This window comes from Caulobacter sp. GW821-FHT12D05, from assembly GCF_058807295.1.
Genome location: NZ_JBXAQO010000002.1, coordinates 596,349 through 614,796 on the forward strand (window position 1 = coordinate 596,349; position 18,448 = coordinate 614,796).

Below are 18,448 nucleotides of genomic sequence, written 5' to 3' on the forward strand. Positions count from 1 at the left end.
GATCAGCGGTAACAAACAAGGGGTCGGGGAGGCTCGGATGAAGTGGATCCTGCGCGGGGTCGGCGCGCTGCTGGCACTTGTCGTGCTGGCGAGCGCGGCGCTGATTGTCATCGACCAGGCCAGCCTGCCCAAGGCCCCGCCCCGGCAAGCCTTGCTGGACAAAGCCAAGGCCTATGACGTCCGCATCCGCCGCGACGACTGGGGCGTGCCGCACATCCTGGGCAAGACCGACGCCGACGCGGCCTTCGGCTTGGGCTACGCCCAGAGCGAGGACGACTTCGAGACCCTGCAGGACGTGGTGCTGGCCACGCGCGGCGTGCTGGCCCGCGACAAGGGCGCCAAGGCTGCGCCGACCGACTATGTCACCGCCCTGCTGGACGTCTGGCCGACGACCAACGCCCGTTACGGCCAGCTGCCGGCCGATCTGCGCAAGATCATGGAGGCCTATGCCGACGGGGTCAGCGTCTATGCCGCCAAGCATCCGGAGAAGGTGAAGGCCGGCCTGCTGCCGCTGACCGGACAGGACATCGAGGCCGGCTTCATCTTCAAGCAGCCGTTCTTCTACGGCCTGGACACCGAGCTGAAGCATCTGACCGCGCCGACCGAGAAAGGCCCGCCGCCGAAGGGCTCGAACGGCCTGGCCACCGCACCGTCCCGCAGCGCCGATGGCGCGACCCTGCTGCTGGTCAATTCGCACCAGCCCTATACCGGCCCGGTGGCTTGGTACGAGGCGGTCGTCGAGAGCGGCCAGGGCTGGCACGTCGCCGGCGGCTTCTTCCCCGGCGCGCCGTTCATGCTGCACGGCCACAACGCCACCCTGGGCTGGGCCAACACGGTGTCCAAGCCCGACCTGGTGGACATCTACCGCCTGACCATCAACCCGCAGAACAAGAACCAGTACCGCCTGGACGGCCAGTGGAAGGACTTCGACAAGCGCTGGGTCACCCTGCGCGTGAAGCTCCTCGGCCCGATCGTCCTGCCGGTGAAGAAGGCCGTGCTGCGCTCCGCGCATGGGCCGGTGCTGGAGACCGATCACGGCGTCTTCGCCATCCGCTATGCCGGCATGGGCGAGTGGCGTCAGCCGTTGCAGTACTGGCGACTGAACCGAGCAAAGACGATGGAAGAGTGGCGCGCGGCCATCGCCACTCACGCTATTCCCAGCCTGAACTACGTCTATGCCGACGCGGCCGGGAACATTGGCTTCGTGCACAACGGCCAATATCCGAACCGCACTGTGCAAGCCGACTGGGCGGGCGTCCTGCCCGGCGATCGTTCGGAGCTGATCTGGCAGGGCTACCGCCCCGTCGATCAAACCCCGCAGCTGTGGAATCCCAAGTCGGGCCTGGTCTTCAACTCCAACAACACGCCATTCCAGGCCAGCGAGGCGGCCGACAATCTGAAACCCGAGGCCTTCCCCGCCTCGATGGGCTTGCAAGCCAACATGACCAACCGCGCCTGGCGGGCGCTGGAGACCTTCGGGACCGACCACGCGATCACCGACGCTAGCTTCCGGGCGCACAAGTTCGACATCAGCTTCAGCGACCGCTCTAGCGTGATGGAGATGGTCCGTGAGGTCATCGCGATCGACCCCAAGGGCGACGCGGACCTGGCCAAGGCTCAGGAAATCCTGCGCGCTTGGGACAAGAAGGCCGACGTCCACAATCGCGGCGCGGCCCTGGCGGCGCTGATGACCCAGCCGATCCTGTTCGCCCGCAGCAATGGCGATCCGGCCCCGACGCCGATCGACAGCCTGCGCGCGGCGATCACCCAGCTGAAGACCCACTTCGGTCGCCTGGATCCTGAATGGGGCCAGGTCAACCGCATCCGACGCGGGACGGTGAACCTGGCCATCGACGGCGCGGCCGACACCTATCGCTCGGTGTGGGGCAAGCCGGAGAAGGACGGCACCACCACCGCCGACGGCGGCGACACCTTCATCATGTTCGTCACCTGGGACAAAGCCGGCCAGCTCCACTCCGAGAGCATCCACCAGTTCGGCTCGGCCACCCTGGACGCCAAGTCACCCCACTATGCCGACCAGACGCCGCTGTTCGTGGCCATGAAGACCAAGCCCGTCTGGTACGCGGAAGCGCAACTGAAAGGACACGTTAAGGTCGACTATCGCCCTCAGGATCGTTGAGCGCTAAAACTTGGCCGTTCAGCTGCCGTTCAGTTGGGGGACGGCTAGCTGGCGTCAACAACGACGCCTCTCGGTGGGGAAACTGACATGCACAAGACCCTCGGCCTCGCGGCCCTTTCCGCTCTCCTGATGGCCGGCGCGGCTTCGGCCCAGGCCCCCAGCTGGAACGGTCGTTACGACGATCCGCCGCGCGGCTCGTACACCCAGTCGTGCCGCGACATCACCGCCTTCAACGGCCAGGTCTGGGCGCGATGCCAGACCAGCCGGGGCGGCTTCGAATGGTCCAGCGCCCGCACTCGCGACTGCGGTAGCCAAGGCCTGGAAAACCGTGACGGTCGCCTGCAATGCGTCGGCTATGGCGGCGGCAATGGCGGCTGGAACGGCGGCGGCGGCAACAACGGTGGCGGCTGGAACAATGGCGGCGGTGGTCGCCCTGGCGGCGGCCGGGACGGCGTCGTGATGTTCGAGGATCCGCAGTACCAGGGCCGCGCCTTCGAGGTGAACGGCGACATGCCCGACCTGGGCGCGGTCAAGTTCAACGACAAGGCCTCGTCGATCCAGATCGGTCGCGGCGGTCGTTGGGAGATCTGCGAGCACGCCAACTATCAGGGCCGCTGCAGCCGTCTGGACGCCGATCAGGCGATCCTGCCCCGCGAGTGGAACGACCAGATCAGCTCCATCCGTCGCGTTCGCTAAGGAGATAGCCCCATGCGTAAATCCGCTTTCCTGATCGTCTGCGGGACCATCGCCCTGATGGCCGGCGGCGCGGTCGCCCAGGACCGCAACTACGATCGCGACCGTCGCGATGGCTATGATCGCCGCGACGACCGCAGAGACGATCGGCGCGACGATCGTCGGGGCGGCTGGGATCGTGGTGGCGAGGTCGTGCTGTTCGAGCACGACGGCTTCCGTGGCGAGGCCCGTCCGCTGCGCGGCGACACGCCGGACCTGGCGCGCCTGGGCTTCAACGACCGCGTCTCGTCGATGCGCATCTCGCGCGGGTCGTGGGAGTTCTGCGAGCACGCCTACTATCAGGGCAAGTGCTGGCGCTACGACTACGACACGGCCAGCCTGCCCAAGAAGCAGAACGACCGCTACAGCTCGGTCCGCCGAGTTCGCTAAACCTTGATCCGCCGGGCTCTTGTGGCCCGGCGGGCCTCACGGCTAAGGTCCCGCGCCTTCCAAGCTGGAGCTTCATTTCATGCGTAAGATCGTCGTCCTGGCCGCTGCCGCGGCCGCCCTGCTGGTCTCGGCCTGCAACACCATCGAAGGCGCCGGTCGCGATGTCTCGTCGGCGGGCAAAGCCGTCGCCGGCGCCGCGCGCGACGCCAAGCGCTAGACTCTACGCGTCCTCTTCCCGTGACGTCTCAGCACCGATCGTCCGCTTCTCATGCGGGGCGACGGCGCTCTCCGGCGCGTGACGGACGGCGTGTTCGGCCTTGGAAGCCGCCTCGCCCTTGCGGGGCGGCTCAGCGCCCGGATCGGTGGGTTTTCGAGGGTCGGGCGTCATGCGTCGCCTCCACTTTTCAGGACACCCGATCAACGTCAGCGCGTCGTCGCAGTTCCGAAGACCCCGGATCGAGGACTCCAATTCCCGGAACACCGGTCTGAAGACTATTCTTCATTAACCAGGACCAACCCAAAAGATGATCGAGACATCGTTTGCATGACGATGCGCCGATAAAATCCGGGAACAGGTTCACCGTTACTTACTCAGATCCTGGACAAATCGTCGCCGTGCGACGGCTGGTCGCCCTTTTCTCGCCGCGCCCGAAAGCGCATATGAGCGCCCATGTCAGAGACCCAGCCCTCTCCGTCCCTCCTGACCGGCCTCAAGCGCGGCCTGCTGCACCGTTGCCCCAACTGCGGCGACGGTCGCCTGTACATGCGCTACCTGAAGGTCGATCCCGAGTGCGAGGCCTGCGGGCACGAGCTGGGCTGCTATCCGGCCGATGACGGCCCGGCCTATTTCACCATCCTGATCGTGGGCCACCTGCTGGTGGCGCCGCTGCTGTTCTTCCCCTGGATCTGGGAAGCCTCGCCGTGGCTGGTCGCGCCGCTGACCCTGATCCCGCTGGCGGCCCTGACCTTGGCGCTGCTGCCGCGCGTGAAGGGTGGCGTGATCGGCGCCCTGTGGGCCATCAAGCTGAGAAAAGCCGAAGACACCCCGGCCTAAAGATACCCTCAGCTTACGGGAACCTTTTGGCGCGGAACCGATAAGCGTCGCCAAGAATTCCGAAGTCCTGAACCTAAGCGTCGCCACGGTGGCTGACGCGGGATTGGAGGGAAACTTCGGACCATGCTTGGCACGATCCTCATCATCATCCTGATCCTGGCCCTCATTGGCGCGCTGCCGACCTGGGGTCATAGCCGTTCGTGGGGCTACTTCCCCAGCGGCGGCCTGGGCCTGATCCTGGTTATTCTGATCATCCTGGTCCTGCTCGGCAGGATCTAGCGGGTCTATTCCCTAGACCAGCGTTCGCTTAGTCTCCCCCTTCGTAACGGGAGGGGGAGATCCACATGACGGCGACCGCCGAAGCGGGCAGCGCGCGTTTGTCGCCGCTGGCCCGCGCCAAGGCCATCCTGGGCGGCTCGGCCGGCAATCTGGTCGAGTGGTACGACTGGTTCGCCTACGCGGCCTTCACCCTGTATTTCGCGCCCGCCTTCTTCCCCAAGGGCGACCAGACCGTGCAGCTGCTGCAGGCGGCGGCGGTCTTTTTCCTGGGCTTTGTCGCGCGCCCGATCGGCGCCTGGCTGATGGGCATGTACGCCGACCACGCCGGCCGCCGGGCGGCTCTGTCGGTCTCGGTGGCCCTGATGTGCGGCGGCGCGCTGATCATCGCCGTCACACCGGGCTTCAACACCATCGGCCTGTGGGCCCCCGCCATTCTCCTCTTCGCGCGCGTGCTGCAAGGCCTGTCGGTCGGCGGCGAGTACGGCGCCAGCGCCACCTATATGAGCGAGATGGCCGGCAAGGCCCGCCGGGGCTTCTGGTCCAGCTTCCACTATGTGACCTTGATCGCCGGCCAGCTCTTGGCTCTCGCCGTGCTGATCATCCTGCAGCGTTTCGTGGGCGAGGCCGAGTTGAAGGCCTGGGCCTGGCGCGTGCCGTTCGTCATCGGCGCCCTGTTGGCCGTGGTGGTGTTCTGGATCCGGCGCGGCCTGGAAGAGAGCATCGCCTTCAAGCGACCGGCGCAGCGCGAAACCCTGTCGCGCGGCCAGGTGGCTAGCGCGGCGGTCTTCCTGGCGCTGACCGTGATCGCCGGCGTCACGGGCGTCACCACCGGCCCGCTGGCCAGGCCCGCCCAGATCCTGGGCGCGGTGTTCCTGGTGTTGTTCTTCGTGTCGCTGATCGTGCCGCTGGTGCGCCGTCACCCGCGCGAGAGCCTGCTGATCATGGGCCTGACGGCCGGCGGCTCGCTGACCTTCTATGTCTACACCACCTACATGCAGAAGTTCCTGGTCAATACCGCCGGCTTCAGCAAGGGCCAGGCGTCCGAGATCAGCGCCCTCTCGATGATCGGCTTCATGCTGCTGCAACCCCTGGCCGGCTGGCTGTCGGACCGGTTCGGGCGCAAGCCGATGCTGATCCTGGCCTTCGGTGGCGGCGCCCTGACCATCTGGCCGATCATGACCGGCATCAGCCAGACGGCGTCGGTGACCACGGCCCTCGTTCTGATCCTGGCCGGCATGACCTTCCAGTCCTGCTACACCTCGATCAGCGCGGTGGTGAAGGCCGAGATGTTCCCCGCCGAGATCCGCGCCCTGGGCGTCGCCCTGCCCTACGCCCTGGCCAATGTGCTGTTCGGCGGCACGGCCGAGATGGTCGCCCTGGCCTTCAAGCACGGCGGGCTGGAGAGCACCTTCTACCTCTATGTCGCCGGCGTGATGGCGCTGGGCCTGATCTGTTCAGTCATCCTGAAGGACACGCGGCATCACAGCCTGATCCACGAGGACTGATCTGGGACTGAACCCCGTTTTCCGACTCTAATTGTCGGGCTAGAAAACCGTCATGCACGTGCTCGATACCATCGTCCTGTCCGTTTTCGCCGCCTGCTGGCTGCTGTACGAGCCCATGCTCAAGCGCCTGGGCGAAGGCGGCGGCGTGCTGAACACCGACATGACCGTGATCCGTCGCCGGTGGATGCAGGAGATGGCGGTGCGCGAGATCGCGCTGCTGGACGGCCAGTTGCTGGGCCATGCGATCAACTCGGCCAGCTTCTTCGCCTCGTCGAACCTGATCCTGATCGCCGCGGCGGCCGGCGTGCTGTTCGGCGGCGACACCGCCTGGAAGAGCGTCGAGGGCCTGGCCGTGCTGGCCAAAACCACACCGATGATGTTCCAGATCAAGCTGGGCCTGGTTTTGATCGCCCTGGCGCGCGGCCTGCTCGACTTCATCTGGTCGATCCGCCAGATGAACTACTGCCTGGCCGCGATCGGCGCCGCGCCGATGTGGGCCCCGCCGGCCGTGCTGGCCGAATATGCGGAAGCCGCGGGCGGCATCCTCAATCCGGCCCTGTCGGCGTTCAACGCCGGTGTCCGGGCCTACTACTTCGCCCTAGCGGCCGCGGTGTGGCTGCTAGGCCCCCTGCCCTTCCTGTGCGCCACCCTGGGGGCCATGACCCTGCTGCTCTGGCGTCAGCGCCGCAGCCGCGCCTCGGCGGCCGTCCGCAAGGTCCGGCAGATCCTGGAGCGCCAGCCGGTCGTCCACGGCCCGCACCTGACGCGCCTGAACCCGCCGCCGCCGGAAGACCGGATCTAGACCGAACCGAATTTCGGCATCCGAAAGCTTGGCCGGAGGAACACCGCCCCGGACGTGGCGTTCATCTGATCGCGAACACCAAGGCCCCGAATGCAATAAGCCCCGCCGGTGACTCAGTCTCCGGCGGGGCTAATGGGAAGTCTTGTGGGTAGACAAGTTCTTCATACCTTAACCTCGGGCGTTTCGCAACCACCTAGCTACGGGAAACCGACATTTGGTCGTGAATTCGTGTTGCAACTTCCGCTATTGCAACGCTCCAGCCAGATTCCCTCGGCGACGCTCGCAATATCGGGCCTAGACCGCCGCCCTCCATTGAAGGCCTCCAGGGCCATTGGATTTATTGAAATCTCCAAAGTAGATTTACTCAGCAATGCTCTTATCGATCAGTGAAGAATAAACACTAGAGGATCGACCAAACATCACCGCTGAGCCTGAACTACATTTCCAAACGCTCAAATCTGCTCCCAAAGCGCTTGACGGTTTTGCGACCATTCTCCGGAGAGGCGAAATCGGCGCGCCTCTTGCGAGGCGACGCCGAGCCATGGTTCGCAGCCTTTGTGACGCGAACTCTCGCCTAACGAGAATGATCAGATGCCAAGAGCGGTCCAGACGGGCAAGGCCCTGGCGTTCCACGCTTCGGCCTGGGCTCGCAGTTCCGTCAGATTGTCTTCGCCCTGCAGCGCTGCGCCATCCTTTAGGATCGCCTGGCCTTGCGCCTTCAACACCGACCACGTGAATTGAGACCAGTCGGCCGGCGTCTTGCCGCCATTTTGCTTGGACAGCCAGAACAGTTGCTCGAACCGTGTGGCGCCGACGCCCCCACCCGTCACGGGCGAAGCCAGCACGCCGACATCACCGACCGCAAGAGCCCGACGCGCGATCGTCTTGTTGAAGGCATGCGTCCGGACCTTGGCCTTGGAGACATCCTGCACCGAGGCCGCGGGACTGATCACGTTCATGCCGAGCAAGATCGTAAGGGCGGATACCAGCTGAGGGAACTGGACGCCCTTGGGGGCGACGTGGGCCTCCAACTCCTGGATCGTATGCGGCTTATGGTCCAGCAGCAGTTCGAAGATCGGTCCATAGATCGTGTCGATCAGCGACGCCTCACCGAGTACGCCACGCACCTTGGTCGGCAGGCTTTCCCGCGCCATCGTCAGCACGATCCGCTCTTCGCGCAGCGCCGTCACCTGCTCGTAACCAATCAGGTCCCGCACGCCGCGGATCCAGTAGTCCCGCCGGAACTGGTTGTTGACGCAATAGTCCCGGATCGTCTCGCGCAGCGACACGTCGGGAATGCCGCGCAGGAACTCGGTCTGCTGCGGCGTCAGGTTCAGCTCATGCATGTTGTCGGTCGCGTGCGCCGAGCAGGCGAAACCGACCTTGGCGTCGCTCAACCAGTTCTCGAGGTCGGCGAAGTACATGGGATGCCAGTCGCGGTTCATGTACTCGTGGGCTAGGTACTTGCGATCCTGGCTTTTGATCTGGCTGAGGCGCTCGACGGCGCCGGGATTGGCCTTGGCGTAAAGCGGCTCCAGGGCCAGGAACTGATCGATGAAGGTCAGCGCCGCGTCGGTCTGGCCGATGATGCCCTGCCCTGGCGCGCCCATCACGTCGGCATGGCGCTTCATCAGATGGCGGATCGGCGCCGAGGCCGACCACCCCGGCAGCGTATTGTACGAAATGTAGAGCACGCCGCCCGGACGCAGCTTGCGGCGGATGAAGTCGACCAGGACGGCGCGATTGGCGTCCGAGATCCAGGTCCAGATGCCATGCAGGCCAATGAAGTCGAAGTCCGGCAGATCCTGGCGCGCGCAGAAATCGGCGAAGGCTTCGTCGTAGAGCTTGGCCTCGGCGCCGGACAACCGGACCATTTCCGAAGCGAAGGCGGCCTGCGATGGGTTGAAGTCAGTGCCGTACCAGTTGACGCCCGGCTGGGCCGCCGCGTGGATCGAGACCGACAGCCCCTGACCAAAGCCCAGCTCGCAGGCGTTCTCGATCTTCGGCGCATGACGGCCGACCAACAATAACGGAAGGCGGCAACGGATAGGATTCAGCTCGCTGTAGTAGCCGAGCGTGTAATTTACGTCCGTGACGTAGCCGGAATTCCATTCAGTCGACACCTAGTATCCCCACTGCTCAGCAAACCCCGACCCCGGTGAATTGCTGCATGGTTGGTTGCGACTCGCAAGTTCAAGCCGTGATTTAAGCTGTGGGCCCGTCGTCTTTCATCATGGCGTCGGCGCCGGGCATCGCTATAGGTCAGTCGTCCACGGGACCGCGATCGAAGCCGCCGGCACGCCTATGAAGTCTTCCCTCCTCGCGCTCTGGCGCGACTTGCCCGTTCCGGTGCGTCGCGCCGCGCACATGACCGCAGGCGCGCCCGGCGCGGCCTGGCGCGCGATCGCGGAAGCCCTGGAAGACGCCGCCAAGACGCGGAAGCTTCGCGTGGCGCAGGCAAGAGCCCATCGCCGCGCTCGACGTCGCAACCTGCCGCCTCGCCCCCCGGTGACCGTGGTCGGCTTCCACGGCGCCGTGCATGGCCTGGGCGAAGGCGCCCGCATGCTGGCCCGAGGTTTCGCCGACGCCGGCCTGCCTGTGCGCGCCATCGACCTTTCGGCGAGCGTTGGCTTTCCAGTCGACCTGGCGGTCCCCTTCTCGCCGCCTGTCGAGAACGAGCGCGGGGTGGTGATCTCGCACATCAATCCGCCGGAGCTGCTGCGCTGGGCCCGCGAGACCGAGGGGCGCCCGCTGGAGGGCCGCCGCCATATCGGCTACTGGGCGTGGGAGCTCGAGGACGCGCCAGCCGACTGGATCCCGGCCTTCGACCTGGTCGACGAGGTCTGGACGCCCTCCATCTTCGCCGCCGACGCCATCCGCAAGATCGCGCCGGCCCGGGTGAAGGTCACCCCCGCTCCATACCCGCTGTATCTGAACCCACGCCCGGCTCCCGATCGCGCGCGGTTTGGCTTCCCCGACGACGACGTCGTCGTACTCATGGCCTTCGACCTGCGCTCGACCGCCCAACGCAAGAACCCCTACGCAGCGCTCGCGGCCTTTCAGAAGGCCCGTGCCGCAGCCGCTCGGCCGGCGCTGCTGGTCTGCAAGGTCGTCGGAGCCGACCTCTATCCCGAGACCTTTCAGGCGCTCCAGGATCTGGTCGCCGACGATCCGTCGATCCGCCTGATGACAGAGAACCTGTCGGCTGACGACATGGCGCTGCTGACGGCCAGCAGCGACGTCATCCTGTCCCTGCACCGCTCGGAGGGTTACGGCCTGCTGCTGGCCGAGGGGATCTGGCTGGGCAAGCCGACCCTGGCGACCGGCTGGTCCTCAACCGTCGAGTTCATGGATCCGGCCTCGAGCCAGCTTGTCGACTTCACGCTGATCCCGGTCGAGGGCGATGGCCAGATCTACCGAACAGGACGGTGGGCCGACGCCGATGTCGATGACGCGGCGGCCAAGCTGGCGCGAATGCTGTCGGACGACGTCTGGCGCAAGGAAATGGCCGCTGCGACGGCGCGCAACGGCCATGTCTCGTTCGATCGTGAAGCCTGGCTGCGGATGACCCGCGGCCTGCTGCCGCTCTAGCCCCTCGGCGAGGTCTTGACCGGCGAGTCGTCCGTCAGAGGCGGCAACTCGTTGATCGACGGCGGCGGCATGACCTTGTCGGCCGACACCGGCGCGGCCGGCAGCTCGGACGACGGCGGCCGGATCGGCGTGGTGTCGCCAGGCTTCGGCTTGTTGGCCTGCATCGGCAGGGCGATCTTGTCGACGGTCTGGACCACCAGGTCCGTCGGCAGCATGCCCTTGTAGCGAACCTTCTTGAAGTGCCGCGTGGGATCGTAGGGCTGGACGCCGGGCGCCAGATTGCCGACTTCCAGCGTGCCGACCTGGGCCATCAGTTGCAGGCGGCCGACATATTCGCTGGCGCGACCACGCAGGAAGTTGATCTGGGCGGCCTGCAATTCGGCCTGAGCGTTCAGGATCTCGATCGTGCTGCGCAGGGCGAAGCGTTCTTCCTCACGCACCCCCAGGAAGGCGATGCGGTCGGCGTTCATTTCCGCTTCGATCGAGACCAGCGACTTGCGGGCGGCGGTCAACTGATCCCAGTACTGCGAAACGCCCAGCACCATGTTGCGGCGAGCGTCCTCGATGAGCAGCTGGTCGCGATTGTTTTCCTCGATCGACTGACGAACCTGCGAGTTCAGTTGGCCCGAGGAAAACAGGGGCTGACTCAGGGTGATCGACGCGTTGATCGTGTCGGTGCGGTTGGAGTCCTTGGCGCTGTAGGGAACGTAGGGACCGTTGCGATAGTCGGCGCGCGCCGAGACCGAGAACAGGCGCTGGGCCCGCGCCTCGGCGACGCCCAGCCGGGACGCCTTTTCGGTGAAGAGGGCCGAATTCAGGGTCGGGTTGGCCTCTTCGGCCTGATTGAACGCTTCGTCCAGCGTCGCGGGCAAACCATCGACGTCCGGTTCCGGTTCGAGATTGTCAGGCAGGTGGCCGACCAGCGAGGCATAGGCCGCGACGCTGACATTCAACTGGGCCTCGGCGTTGGCGACCTGGGTGCTCGCCTGGGCCGCGCGGGCCTTGGCCTGCTGGACGTCGGTCAGGGTGACCTGACGAACGCCGTACTTGTCCTCGGTGTCTTGCAGCTGTTTACGCAGCCACGCCTCGCCGCCCTGGCTGACGCGCAGCACTTCGCGATCGCGGCGCACCGACACATAGGCGTTGGCGACGCGAACCAGCAGATCCATCTCGATGCGGCGGAGGTTCTCGCGCGCGGCCTTGATCTGGGCCTCGACGCCGCCGAGACGGGCGGCATAGCGGCCATTGGTGTAGAGCGCCTGACTGACGGAAATGTCGGTCGACAGACCGGTCGCCTCCTGGGCCTTCACGATCCCGGTGAAGCCATTGCGGGTCTGCGCGCCCTTGGCGTAGCCATAGCCTTCCGAGGTCTGCACGTTGGCTTGCAGGCCGTAGGCCGCCCGCGCCTGGGTGTAGTTTTCGTCCAGGGCGCGCATGGCGGCGCGTTGGGCCTGGATGTTGGGATTGCTCTGGTAAGCGGCGGTGATCGCGTCGGCCAGGGTCTCGGCGTGCGCGAGGTCGGCACGACCGACTGCCGCCATGGCGATGGCCAAGGCGATCACGGACGTCCGAACGGACAAGACTTTCGACAGCACTCGCATTTCCTAGACTTCCACGGCCCCCGCCGGAACGCGGCGTTCAACCTAATATTTATGGCTTAATCAAGAAGGCGACGCACAGTCGCCTCCCACGTAATGTTCTTGTTGCGCCAAAGATCGCGCGCCGCGGCCCCCAGCGATATCGCCCGCGCCTTGTCGGACGTCAAACGATCCAACGCCTGGGCCAGGGCCTGAGGCGTCGGTTCGGCCACCGCACCGGTGTCCTGGCTGACGATCTCCAGCAGGCCGCCACTGTCGGTGACGGTCAGCACGGCCTTGCCCGAGGCGAAGGCCTCCATGGTCACATAGCCCACGCTGTCCTCGTCGAACGGCAGATAGGCGCAGACCAGGGCCTCATTGGCCCAGCGGGCGATGTCCGCGCGCGGATGGAAGCCGAACCGCAGATCGACGCGATCCTTCAGGTCCAGATCCTCGACCAGCTTGGTCAGGCGATCGGCATAGGCCTGGTTCTCCGGCGGACCGGCGATGACCAGGCGCAGGCTGCCCGGCAGCAGGGCCAGGGCCTCGATCAGCAGGTGCTGGCGCTTGCCCGCCGCCACCCGGCCACCGGCGAAGACGTAGTCGCCATAGTCGCCGCCCGTGAACAGCTCGCCGTCGTTCAGCGGCGGATACAGGACCTCGGAGGCCACGCCGTTGAACTTCATCAGGCGGTTCTGGGTGACCGGCGAGTTGCACCAGATCTTGCGGCACTGCGCGAAACATTCGTTGTCGGCCGCCTTGATCGCCGCCTTCACCGTGCGCCCCGTCTCGTCGAAGTCGAGATGGCTCTGGCCGGCTTCGGACAGGTCATAGGCCTGGCGGAACTGGTGCAGCAGCCACAGCACCTTGTCTTGGTGCGGGATCAGATACGCCGGGAACTTCAGGCCGATCACCCGGTCGACATTGTAGAGGCGCATGCCCTTGGAGATCAGCATCTCCTCGATCAGGCGCTCGGCGGGTTCCCAGGTGAAGGGCACGCGGACGAGCTCGGACTGCACGCCGGGCGTGGCGTTCAGGCGGCGGACCAGGTGGTCGGCCAGTTCTTCGGCCCCGCCGCGCTGGAACGGGGCGGCATTGTTGACGACCAGAACCTTCATGCGGTCAGCCGATCCACGACGGTGCTCCAGTCGATCTTCATCTCGGCGAGACGGTTCAGCGACGCCGTGCCCATCTTGGCCACGGCCTGTTTGTCGGCGTGCAGGCGGTCGAACTGCTCGGCCAGGGCGCGCGGGTCGGGCTCGCTGATCAGGCCGTTGCGACCGTGCTCGACCAGCTCCAGCACCCCGCCGGAGTCCGTGGTCGTGATGATCGCCTTCTTGGCGTGGGCGCCTTCCAGCGACGGATAGCCGTAGCTGTCCTCGTCCTTGGGCAGATAGGCGATGGCGAGAGCCTCTTTCAGCATCTCCGCCTTCTCGTCCTCGCTGATCCAGCGGTCCTCAAGAATGACCCGGTCCTGCAGGCCCAGCTCCTGAACCCTCTGCAGCAGCTGGCGGCCGTATTCGGGACTAGAGGCGGTGCCGGCCAGGCGCAGCTTCACGCCGGTCTTCACGTGCTGCATCGCCTCGATCATCAGGGCCTGACGCTTGTGCGGCTCCAGGCGCGAGATCGCGACGATCTCGTCGCCATAGCCGGTGTGGGTGAAGCGCTCGGGCTGATAGACCGGCGGATACAGCGGCGTGGCGTCCAGGCCATTGAACGCCTTCAGGCGGTCGGCGACCACCTGCGAGTTGGTGAACACCGCCCGCGCTTCCGAGATCGCCTGGGTGTCGAGCGCCCGCAGGTTGTCACGGATCGCCCGGTGGTGGGTGTCGTCGGGCATGCCGCGATAGGGCGTATCCCACAGGTCATAGAAGGTGCGGATGTGGTGGATGAACCACAGCACCTTGTTGGGATGGTCGACCACATAGGCCGGCGGCCGGAAGCAGATCACCCGGTCGCACCACTGCGTCAGGTCCATCAGCCGCCAGGCGGCGACCTGATGCAGGATCTCGTTCGGATCGTCGGTGAACGGCAGGTAGAACCGCTCGACCTCGTGCCCAGCCTCGATCAGCTTCTCCTCGAGCCACTCGACGATAAAGCGCGCGCCGCCGTTGATGAACGGCACGATCGAGGACAGGAGGATGATGCGCATCGGCTAGACCAGGACCTGGTCGAGCGCCGCGACGACACGGTCGATGTCGGCCTCGGTCAGGCCTGCGTGGGTCGGCAGGTTCAGGCCGTCGGCGCCACAGGCTTCGGCCTGCTTCAGGTCGCCGGTCGCCAGATGGGCATAAGGCGGCATGACGTGCATCGGGTGGAACACCGGGCGGCTCTCGATGCCCAGGGCGTCCAGATCCTTGATCACCTGGTCGCGCGAGGTCGACAGGCCCTCGCCCAGGCGCACGGTGTACATCCAGAACACGTGGCGGCCGGTGTCGGCGACGAACGGCTTGGTCACCCGATTGCCCAGGCGCGAAAGCTTCTCCTCGTACCAGCCGATGACCTTCTCGCGGGCGTCCAGATGGACGTCCACGCGCTCCAGCTGCGCCAGACCGATGGCGGCCTGGATGTTGGTCATGCGGTAGTTGTAGCCGACAATCGGGAACCAGTAGCGACGGTTCGGGTCCATGCCCTGGCCGCGCAGCAGGCGCATCTTGGCGGCCAGTTCGTCGTCATCGGTCGTGATCATCCCGCCTTCGCCGGTGGTGATGATCTTGTTGCCGAAGAAGCTGAAGGTGGCGCACGTGCCCAATGCGCCCGACTTCTTGCCCTTGTAGGTCGCGCCGACAGCCTCGGCCGCGTCTTCGACGACGAACAGGTTGTGCTTCCGGGCGATCTCCAGGATCGGATCCATGTCGCAGATCTGGCCATACAGGTGCACGGGCATGATCGCCTTGGTGCGCGGCGTGATCAGCGCCTCCAGCTTGGCCGGATCCAGATTGAAGGTGCCCGGATCGTTGTCGATCAGCACCGGCGTCGCGCCGCAATAGGTCACCGCGTTGGCCGAGGCGATGTAGGTCAGGCTGGGGACGATCACCTCGTCGCCCGGACCGATGTCCAGCGCCACCAGCGCCAGGTGCAGGGCCGTCGTGCCGTTGTTGCAGGCGATGGCGTTACGCACGCCGCAATACTCGGCGAAGCCCTTCTCGAACTCCGAGATGAAACGACCGACCGACGAAATCCAGGTCGTGTCCATGCACTCGAGGACGTACTCGCGCTCCTTGCCGTCCAGGCGCGGGGCGGCGACGGAAATCCTGGGCAGAGTGTTCGCCGGGCTGGTCATGGCCGGTCTCCTTTGATCTTCGCGGGGACGCCGATCGCGAGAACGGCCTCCGGTAGGTCTCGCACGACGACGCCACCGGCGCCGACGGTCGTATCGGCGCCGATCGTCACGCCCGGGATCGCCCGCGCGCCGACGCCAAGGAAGGCCCGGTCGCCGATCGTCACATTGCCGGCCAGGGCGCAGGCCGGACCCAGATGGCACGCCACGCCCAGGCGGCCGTCATGATCCACGACGGCGCCGGTGTTGATGATCGCCAGATCGCCGACGGTCGTATCGGCATTGATCGCCACGCCGGCCATCACCGCCACGCCTTGGCCCAGCTTGGCGCTGGGCGAGATCACGGCCGAAGGATGGATCGCGTTGACCAGGACAAAACCCAGGCCCTGAGCCTTGCGCCCCAACTTCTCGCGCAGGCGGTTGTCGCCAATGGCGACGAACAGCTGGGACAGCCCCTGCCCTTTCAGCTCGGGCAGCTTCAGGTCGTCGCCGACCACCGGAACGCCCAGAACCTCGCGCGGCGTCGGATCGGCGTCGACGATCGCCGCCACAGCCTTCCCCGAAGCGCGCAGGCTTTCGATGACCACCTTGGCGTGGCCGCCGCCGCCGATGATGACGACGCCCCCCTTGGTGAGGGTTGGGCTCATCAGTTCCTCGACCGACGGGCGATGTCGGCTTCCACCATCTCGGCGATCAGCGCCTGCATGGTGATCTTGGGCTCCCAGCCCAGCTTTTCCTTGGCCTTGGTCGGGTCACCCAGCAGCAGATCGACCTCGGCGGGACGCAGGAACTTCGGATTGATCGTGACGTGGTCCTGGTAGTTCAGGCCGACGGTGGCGAAGGCCACCTCGCACATCTCGCGGACGGTCCAGGTCTTGCCGGTGGCGACCACGTAGTCGTCCGGAACCTCTTGCTGCAGCATCAGCCACATGGCCTCGACATAGTCCTGGGCGTGGCCCCAGTCGCGCTTGGCGTCCAGGTTGCCCAGCTCGACGGTCTTCTGCTGGCCCAGCTTGATGGCGGCCACGGCGTCGGTGACCTTGCGGGTCACGAACTCGATGCCGCGCAGCGGGCTCTCGTGGTTGAACAGGATGCCGGCCGAGGCATGCAGGCCAAAGCTCTCGCGGTAGTTCACCGTCATCCAGTGGGCATACATCTTGGCCACGGCATACGGCGAGCGCGGATAGAACGGCGTCTTCTCCGACTGGATCGGATGCTGGACCAGGCCGTACATTTCCGACGACGACGCCTGGTAGAAGCGGGCCTGCGGGCACTCTTCGCGCACGGCTTCCAGCATGTTGGTGGCGCCCAGGCCGGTCACAGAACCGGTCAGGTGCGGCTGGTCCCACGAGGCGCCGACGAAGCTCTGGGCGGCCAGGTTATAGACCTCGTCCGGCTGCAGACGGCGCATCAGGCGGGTCAGGCCGCCCTGGTCCAGCAGGTCGCCCAGCTCGAACCGCACGTCGTCATAGACGCCGATCCAGCGCAGGCGGTCACCGATCACGTCGGCCGAGGCCGAGCGGCGCAGCATGCCGTGGACCGCGTAGCCCTTCTCCAAGAGGAGTTTGGCGAGATAAGCCCCGTCCTGGCCCGTAATGCCGGTGATCAAAGCCGTCTTCGCCACACTCGACTCCAGTAAGAATGAAAGGTGTCTGACTACACTATTGGAGCCGATTGGAAAGCGCCGCCGACGACATTTCGGCCGTCGGGCGCCGCTTTCCGAAAGGTGTGGGAAATCAGGCCTTTGAAATCGCCCGCCCTACTCCTCGCGCATGGTGGTGCGCAGGGTATCGCGCAGCGGCGAGAACAGGTACTGCAGCACGGTGCGCTCGCCGGTCGGCACGACCACCTGAGCCGGCATGCCGGCGGTGATCTTGGAGCGCAGGGGCTTGGGCAGCTGCTTGGGATCGACCCGGACAATCCCCAGGAAGTAGACGGTCTTGCCTTCCGGATCGCTCAGGCGGTCGCGCGAGATCGACTCGATCTTGCCGTTCAGGATCGGGATTTCACGCGAGTGGAAGGCCGGGAGACGGACCTCCGTGACCATGCCGGCATGGATGTTGTCCACATCGGTCGGCTGGAAGTGAGCCTGAATGACGAAGGCCTCATCATCCGGCGCGATATCGACCATCGGCTCGGCCGGGCGAACGACCGCGCCCTGGGTGAAGAAACGCAGGTTCTGAGCGGTGCCGCTGACCGGGGAAACGACCCGGATACGGCGCTGCGCGTCAGAGGCCACAACCTCCTTCTCGGTCACCTCGGCCAGCTTCACGCGCGTCTCGGCGATGTTCTGGCTGACCTCTTGGAAGAACTGCTGCTTGATCTGACGGATCTTCAGCTGGGTCTCGGACATGCCCTGCACGGCCTTGGAACGGTCGGCGGTCAGGCGGCCGATCGAGCCGGACAGCGACGCCTGCTCACGCTCCAGCGCCAGTAGGCGCGGCCGCGGCACCAGACCCTTGTCATAGATCTTGCGCAGGTCGTTCAACTCGTCCTGGATATAGCCCAGTTGGTCTTTCAGGCCCTGAGTCTGGCGCTCGATGCCGTCGATCTCGCTCTGGTACTGATCGCGCTGGGCGTTCATCAGGTCGACCTGACCCGAGATCGTCTGGCGGCGCTCCAGGAACTGCGACTGTTCATCGGCGAGCGCGCGCGAAACGGCCGGGTCGCTGCGCTGGCTCAGCAGGTCGGCCGGGAAGCTGATGGATGGACGCTGATCGCGTTCCGCCAGCAGACGGGCCTCCATGGCCTTCAGCGCCACGTACTGGTTCCTGGTGATGCCCGCCGCGGCGTCTACCTGCGTCGGATCCATCTCGAACAGCACTTGGCCGGCCTTCACCTTCTCGCCTTCACGCACCAGGATACTGCGGAGCATGCCGCCTTCCAGGTGCTGAACGGTCTTCTTGTTGCCTTCGGCCGACACGACGCCGCTGGCGATCACGGCGCTGTCCAGCGGCGCGAACGCCGCCCAGCCCAGAATGCCGACGAAGGTGATGCCGATGACGATGTAGCCGATACGGGCCACACCTTTGTAGTTGTCCGTCGGACGTTGGAGCTTAGGGGGCTTCATCTGTTTTCAGCCTGATGGGCGCGCGCGA

At 65.8% G+C, this 18,448-nt stretch carries 18 protein-coding genes; 9 read left to right on the forward strand and 9 right to left on the reverse strand.

Going from position 1 to position 18,448, the window contains the following annotated elements; genetic code table 11:
* Positions 1 to 37 precede the first annotated feature (37 nt).
* The 4 genes from AC1RRR_RS10350 to AC1RRR_RS10365 all read left to right on the forward strand — a co-directional run bounded on the left by AC1RRR_RS10350 (position 38) and on the right by AC1RRR_RS10365 (position 3,479).
* On the forward strand, positions 38 to 2,140 hold the full coding sequence (locus AC1RRR_RS10350; protein WP_492812773.1) for an acylase: 2,103 nt from the start codon (positions 38 to 40) through the stop codon (positions 2,138 to 2,140).
* Positions 2,141 to 2,227: 87 nt separating this feature from the next.
* Positions 2,228 to 2,836: a beta/gamma-crystallin gene (locus AC1RRR_RS10355; protein ID WP_492812775.1), complete on the forward strand. Its 609-nt coding sequence runs from the start codon at positions 2,228 to 2,230 to the stop codon at positions 2,834 to 2,836.
* Between the two features lie 12 nt (positions 2,837 to 2,848).
* Positions 2,849 to 3,262, forward strand: a complete 414-nt coding sequence (locus AC1RRR_RS10360) for a beta/gamma crystallin-related protein (protein ID WP_492812777.1) — start codon at positions 2,849 to 2,851, stop codon at positions 3,260 to 3,262.
* Positions 3,263 to 3,341: 79 nt separating this feature from the next.
* A complete protein-coding gene (locus tag AC1RRR_RS10365; protein ID WP_291873655.1) occupies positions 3,342 to 3,479 on the forward strand; it encodes an entericidin A/B family lipoprotein in 138 nt (45 codons plus the stop codon).
* 3 nt (positions 3,480 to 3,482) lie between these two features.
* Here AC1RRR_RS10365 and AC1RRR_RS10370 read toward each other — a convergent pair whose 3' ends face one another.
* Positions 3,483 to 3,650, reverse strand: coding sequence for a hypothetical protein (locus tag AC1RRR_RS10370; RefSeq protein WP_454717368.1), 168 nt, complete (start codon positions 3,648 to 3,650; stop codon positions 3,483 to 3,485).
* 282 nt (positions 3,651 to 3,932) lie between these two features.
* On the opposite strand from AC1RRR_RS10370, the gene AC1RRR_RS10375 reads away from it, so the two are divergent.
* The 4 genes from AC1RRR_RS10375 (at position 3,933) to AC1RRR_RS10390 (ending at position 6,902) form a co-directional block, all read left to right on the forward strand.
* Positions 3,933 to 4,316: a DUF983 domain-containing protein gene (locus AC1RRR_RS10375; protein ID WP_454717369.1), complete on the forward strand. Its 384-nt coding sequence runs from the start codon at positions 3,933 to 3,935 to the stop codon at positions 4,314 to 4,316.
* A 123-nt stretch (positions 4,317 to 4,439) separates the two neighbouring features.
* Positions 4,440 to 4,595, forward strand: coding sequence for a DUF3309 family protein (locus AC1RRR_RS10380; protein WP_165185512.1), 156 nt, complete (start codon positions 4,440 to 4,442; stop codon positions 4,593 to 4,595).
* Between the two features lie 65 nt (positions 4,596 to 4,660).
* The gene (locus tag AC1RRR_RS10385; RefSeq protein ID WP_492812780.1) at positions 4,661 to 6,100 is read left to right on the forward strand and encodes an MFS transporter; all 1,440 of its coding nucleotides are present in this window, start codon (positions 4,661 to 4,663) and stop codon (positions 6,098 to 6,100) included.
* Positions 6,101 to 6,152: 52 nt separating this feature from the next.
* Positions 6,153 to 6,902 (forward strand): DUF599 domain-containing protein, encoded by a 750-nt coding sequence (locus tag AC1RRR_RS10390; RefSeq protein ID WP_492812782.1) that lies wholly within the window; start codon positions 6,153 to 6,155, stop codon positions 6,900 to 6,902.
* A gap of 587 nt (positions 6,903 to 7,489) precedes the next feature.
* On the opposite strand, the gene AC1RRR_RS10395 is transcribed toward AC1RRR_RS10390, so the two are convergent.
* On the reverse strand, positions 7,490 to 9,025 hold the full coding sequence (locus AC1RRR_RS10395) for a methyltransferase regulatory domain-containing protein (protein ID WP_492812783.1): 1,536 nt from the start codon (positions 9,023 to 9,025) through the stop codon (positions 7,490 to 7,492).
* 181 nt (positions 9,026 to 9,206) lie between these two features.
* Here AC1RRR_RS10395 and AC1RRR_RS10400 point away from each other — a divergent pair, with 181 nt between their 5' ends.
* On the forward strand, positions 9,207 to 10,493 hold the full coding sequence (locus tag AC1RRR_RS10400; RefSeq protein ID WP_492812785.1) for a glycosyltransferase: 1,287 nt from the start codon (positions 9,207 to 9,209) through the stop codon (positions 10,491 to 10,493).
* Here AC1RRR_RS10400 and AC1RRR_RS10405 read toward each other — a convergent pair.
* The 7 genes from AC1RRR_RS10405 to AC1RRR_RS10435 form a co-directional block, all read right to left on the reverse strand.
* Positions 10,490 to 12,094, reverse strand: coding sequence for a TolC family outer membrane protein (locus AC1RRR_RS10405; RefSeq protein ID WP_492812787.1), 1,605 nt, complete (start codon positions 12,092 to 12,094; stop codon positions 10,490 to 10,492). The two genes, AC1RRR_RS10400 and AC1RRR_RS10405, sit on opposite strands and share 4 nt — an antisense overlap.
* Before the next feature lie 56 nt (positions 12,095 to 12,150).
* Positions 12,151 to 13,188 carry a glycosyltransferase family 4 protein gene (locus tag AC1RRR_RS10410; RefSeq protein WP_492812789.1) on the reverse strand — a complete coding sequence of 346 codons (1,038 nt, stop codon included), beginning with the start codon at positions 13,186 to 13,188 and terminating at the stop codon, positions 12,151 to 12,153.
* A complete protein-coding gene (locus AC1RRR_RS10415) occupies positions 13,185 to 14,222 on the reverse strand; it encodes a glycosyltransferase family 4 protein (protein WP_492812791.1) in 1,038 nt (345 codons plus the stop codon). The genes AC1RRR_RS10410 and AC1RRR_RS10415 overlap by 4 nt, the downstream gene beginning before the upstream one ends.
* Before the next feature lie 3 nt (positions 14,223 to 14,225).
* Entirely contained in the window at positions 14,226 to 15,353 is a 1,128-nt protein-coding gene (locus tag AC1RRR_RS10420) for a DegT/DnrJ/EryC1/StrS family aminotransferase (protein ID WP_492812792.1), read from the reverse strand.
* Positions 15,350 to 15,997 (reverse strand): acetyltransferase, encoded by a 648-nt coding sequence (locus AC1RRR_RS10425; RefSeq protein ID WP_492812794.1) that lies wholly within the window; start codon positions 15,995 to 15,997, stop codon positions 15,350 to 15,352. Before AC1RRR_RS10425 ends, AC1RRR_RS10420 begins: the two co-directional genes overlap by 4 nt.
* The gene (gene gmd / locus AC1RRR_RS10430; RefSeq protein ID WP_492812796.1) at positions 15,997 to 16,974 is read right to left on the reverse strand and encodes a GDP-mannose 4,6-dehydratase; all 978 of its coding nucleotides are present in this window, start codon (positions 16,972 to 16,974) and stop codon (positions 15,997 to 15,999) included. The genes AC1RRR_RS10425 and gmd overlap by 1 nt, the downstream gene beginning before the upstream one ends.
* Before the next feature lie 135 nt (positions 16,975 to 17,109).
* Positions 17,110 to 18,420, reverse strand: a complete 1,311-nt coding sequence (locus AC1RRR_RS10435) for an HlyD family type I secretion periplasmic adaptor subunit (RefSeq protein ID WP_492812798.1) — start codon at positions 18,418 to 18,420, stop codon at positions 17,110 to 17,112.
* Between the last annotated feature and the right edge of the window lie 28 nt (positions 18,421 to 18,448).

What these genes read in the sequence shown, in the direction of transcription:
- AC1RRR_RS10350 (WP_492812773.1), top strand. Translation starts at nt 38, where the DNA reads ATGAAGTGGATCCTGCGCGGGGTCGGCGCGCTGCTGGCACTTGTCGTG.
- AC1RRR_RS10355 (WP_492812775.1), top strand. Translation starts at nt 2,228, where the DNA reads ATGCACAAGACCCTCGGCCTCGCGGCCCTTTCCGCTCTCCTGATGGCC.
- AC1RRR_RS10360 (WP_492812777.1), top strand. Translation starts at nt 2,849, where the DNA reads ATGCGTAAATCCGCTTTCCTGATCGTCTGCGGGACCATCGCCCTGATG.
- AC1RRR_RS10365 (WP_291873655.1), top strand. Translation starts at nt 3,342, where the DNA reads ATGCGTAAGATCGTCGTCCTGGCCGCTGCCGCGGCCGCCCTGCTGGTC.
- AC1RRR_RS10370 (WP_454717368.1), bottom strand. Translation starts at nt 3,650, where the DNA reads ATGACGCCCGACCCTCGAAAACCCACCGATCCGGGCGCTGAGCCGCCC.
- AC1RRR_RS10375 (WP_454717369.1), top strand. Translation starts at nt 3,933, where the DNA reads ATGTCAGAGACCCAGCCCTCTCCGTCCCTCCTGACCGGCCTCAAGCGC.
- AC1RRR_RS10380 (WP_165185512.1), top strand. Translation starts at nt 4,440, where the DNA reads ATGCTTGGCACGATCCTCATCATCATCCTGATCCTGGCCCTCATTGGC.
- AC1RRR_RS10385 (WP_492812780.1), top strand. Translation starts at nt 4,661, where the DNA reads ATGACGGCGACCGCCGAAGCGGGCAGCGCGCGTTTGTCGCCGCTGGCC.
- AC1RRR_RS10390 (WP_492812782.1), top strand. Translation starts at nt 6,153, where the DNA reads ATGCACGTGCTCGATACCATCGTCCTGTCCGTTTTCGCCGCCTGCTGG.
- AC1RRR_RS10400 (WP_492812785.1), top strand. Translation starts at nt 9,207, where the DNA reads ATGAAGTCTTCCCTCCTCGCGCTCTGGCGCGACTTGCCCGTTCCGGTG.
- AC1RRR_RS10405 (WP_492812787.1), bottom strand. Translation starts at nt 12,094, where the DNA reads ATGCGAGTGCTGTCGAAAGTCTTGTCCGTTCGGACGTCCGTGATCGCC.
- AC1RRR_RS10410 (WP_492812789.1), bottom strand. Translation starts at nt 13,188, where the DNA reads ATGAAGGTTCTGGTCGTCAACAATGCCGCCCCGTTCCAGCGCGGCGGG.
- AC1RRR_RS10415 (WP_492812791.1), bottom strand. Translation starts at nt 14,222, where the DNA reads ATGCGCATCATCCTCCTGTCCTCGATCGTGCCGTTCATCAACGGCGGC.
- AC1RRR_RS10420 (WP_492812792.1), bottom strand. Translation starts at nt 15,353, where the DNA reads ATGACCAGCCCGGCGAACACTCTGCCCAGGATTTCCGTCGCCGCCCCG.
- AC1RRR_RS10425 (WP_492812794.1), bottom strand. Translation starts at nt 15,997, where the DNA reads ATGAGCCCAACCCTCACCAAGGGGGGCGTCGTCATCATCGGCGGCGGC.
- AC1RRR_RS10435 (WP_492812798.1), bottom strand. Translation starts at nt 18,420, where the DNA reads ATGAAGCCCCCTAAGCTCCAACGTCCGACGGACAACTACAAAGGTGTG.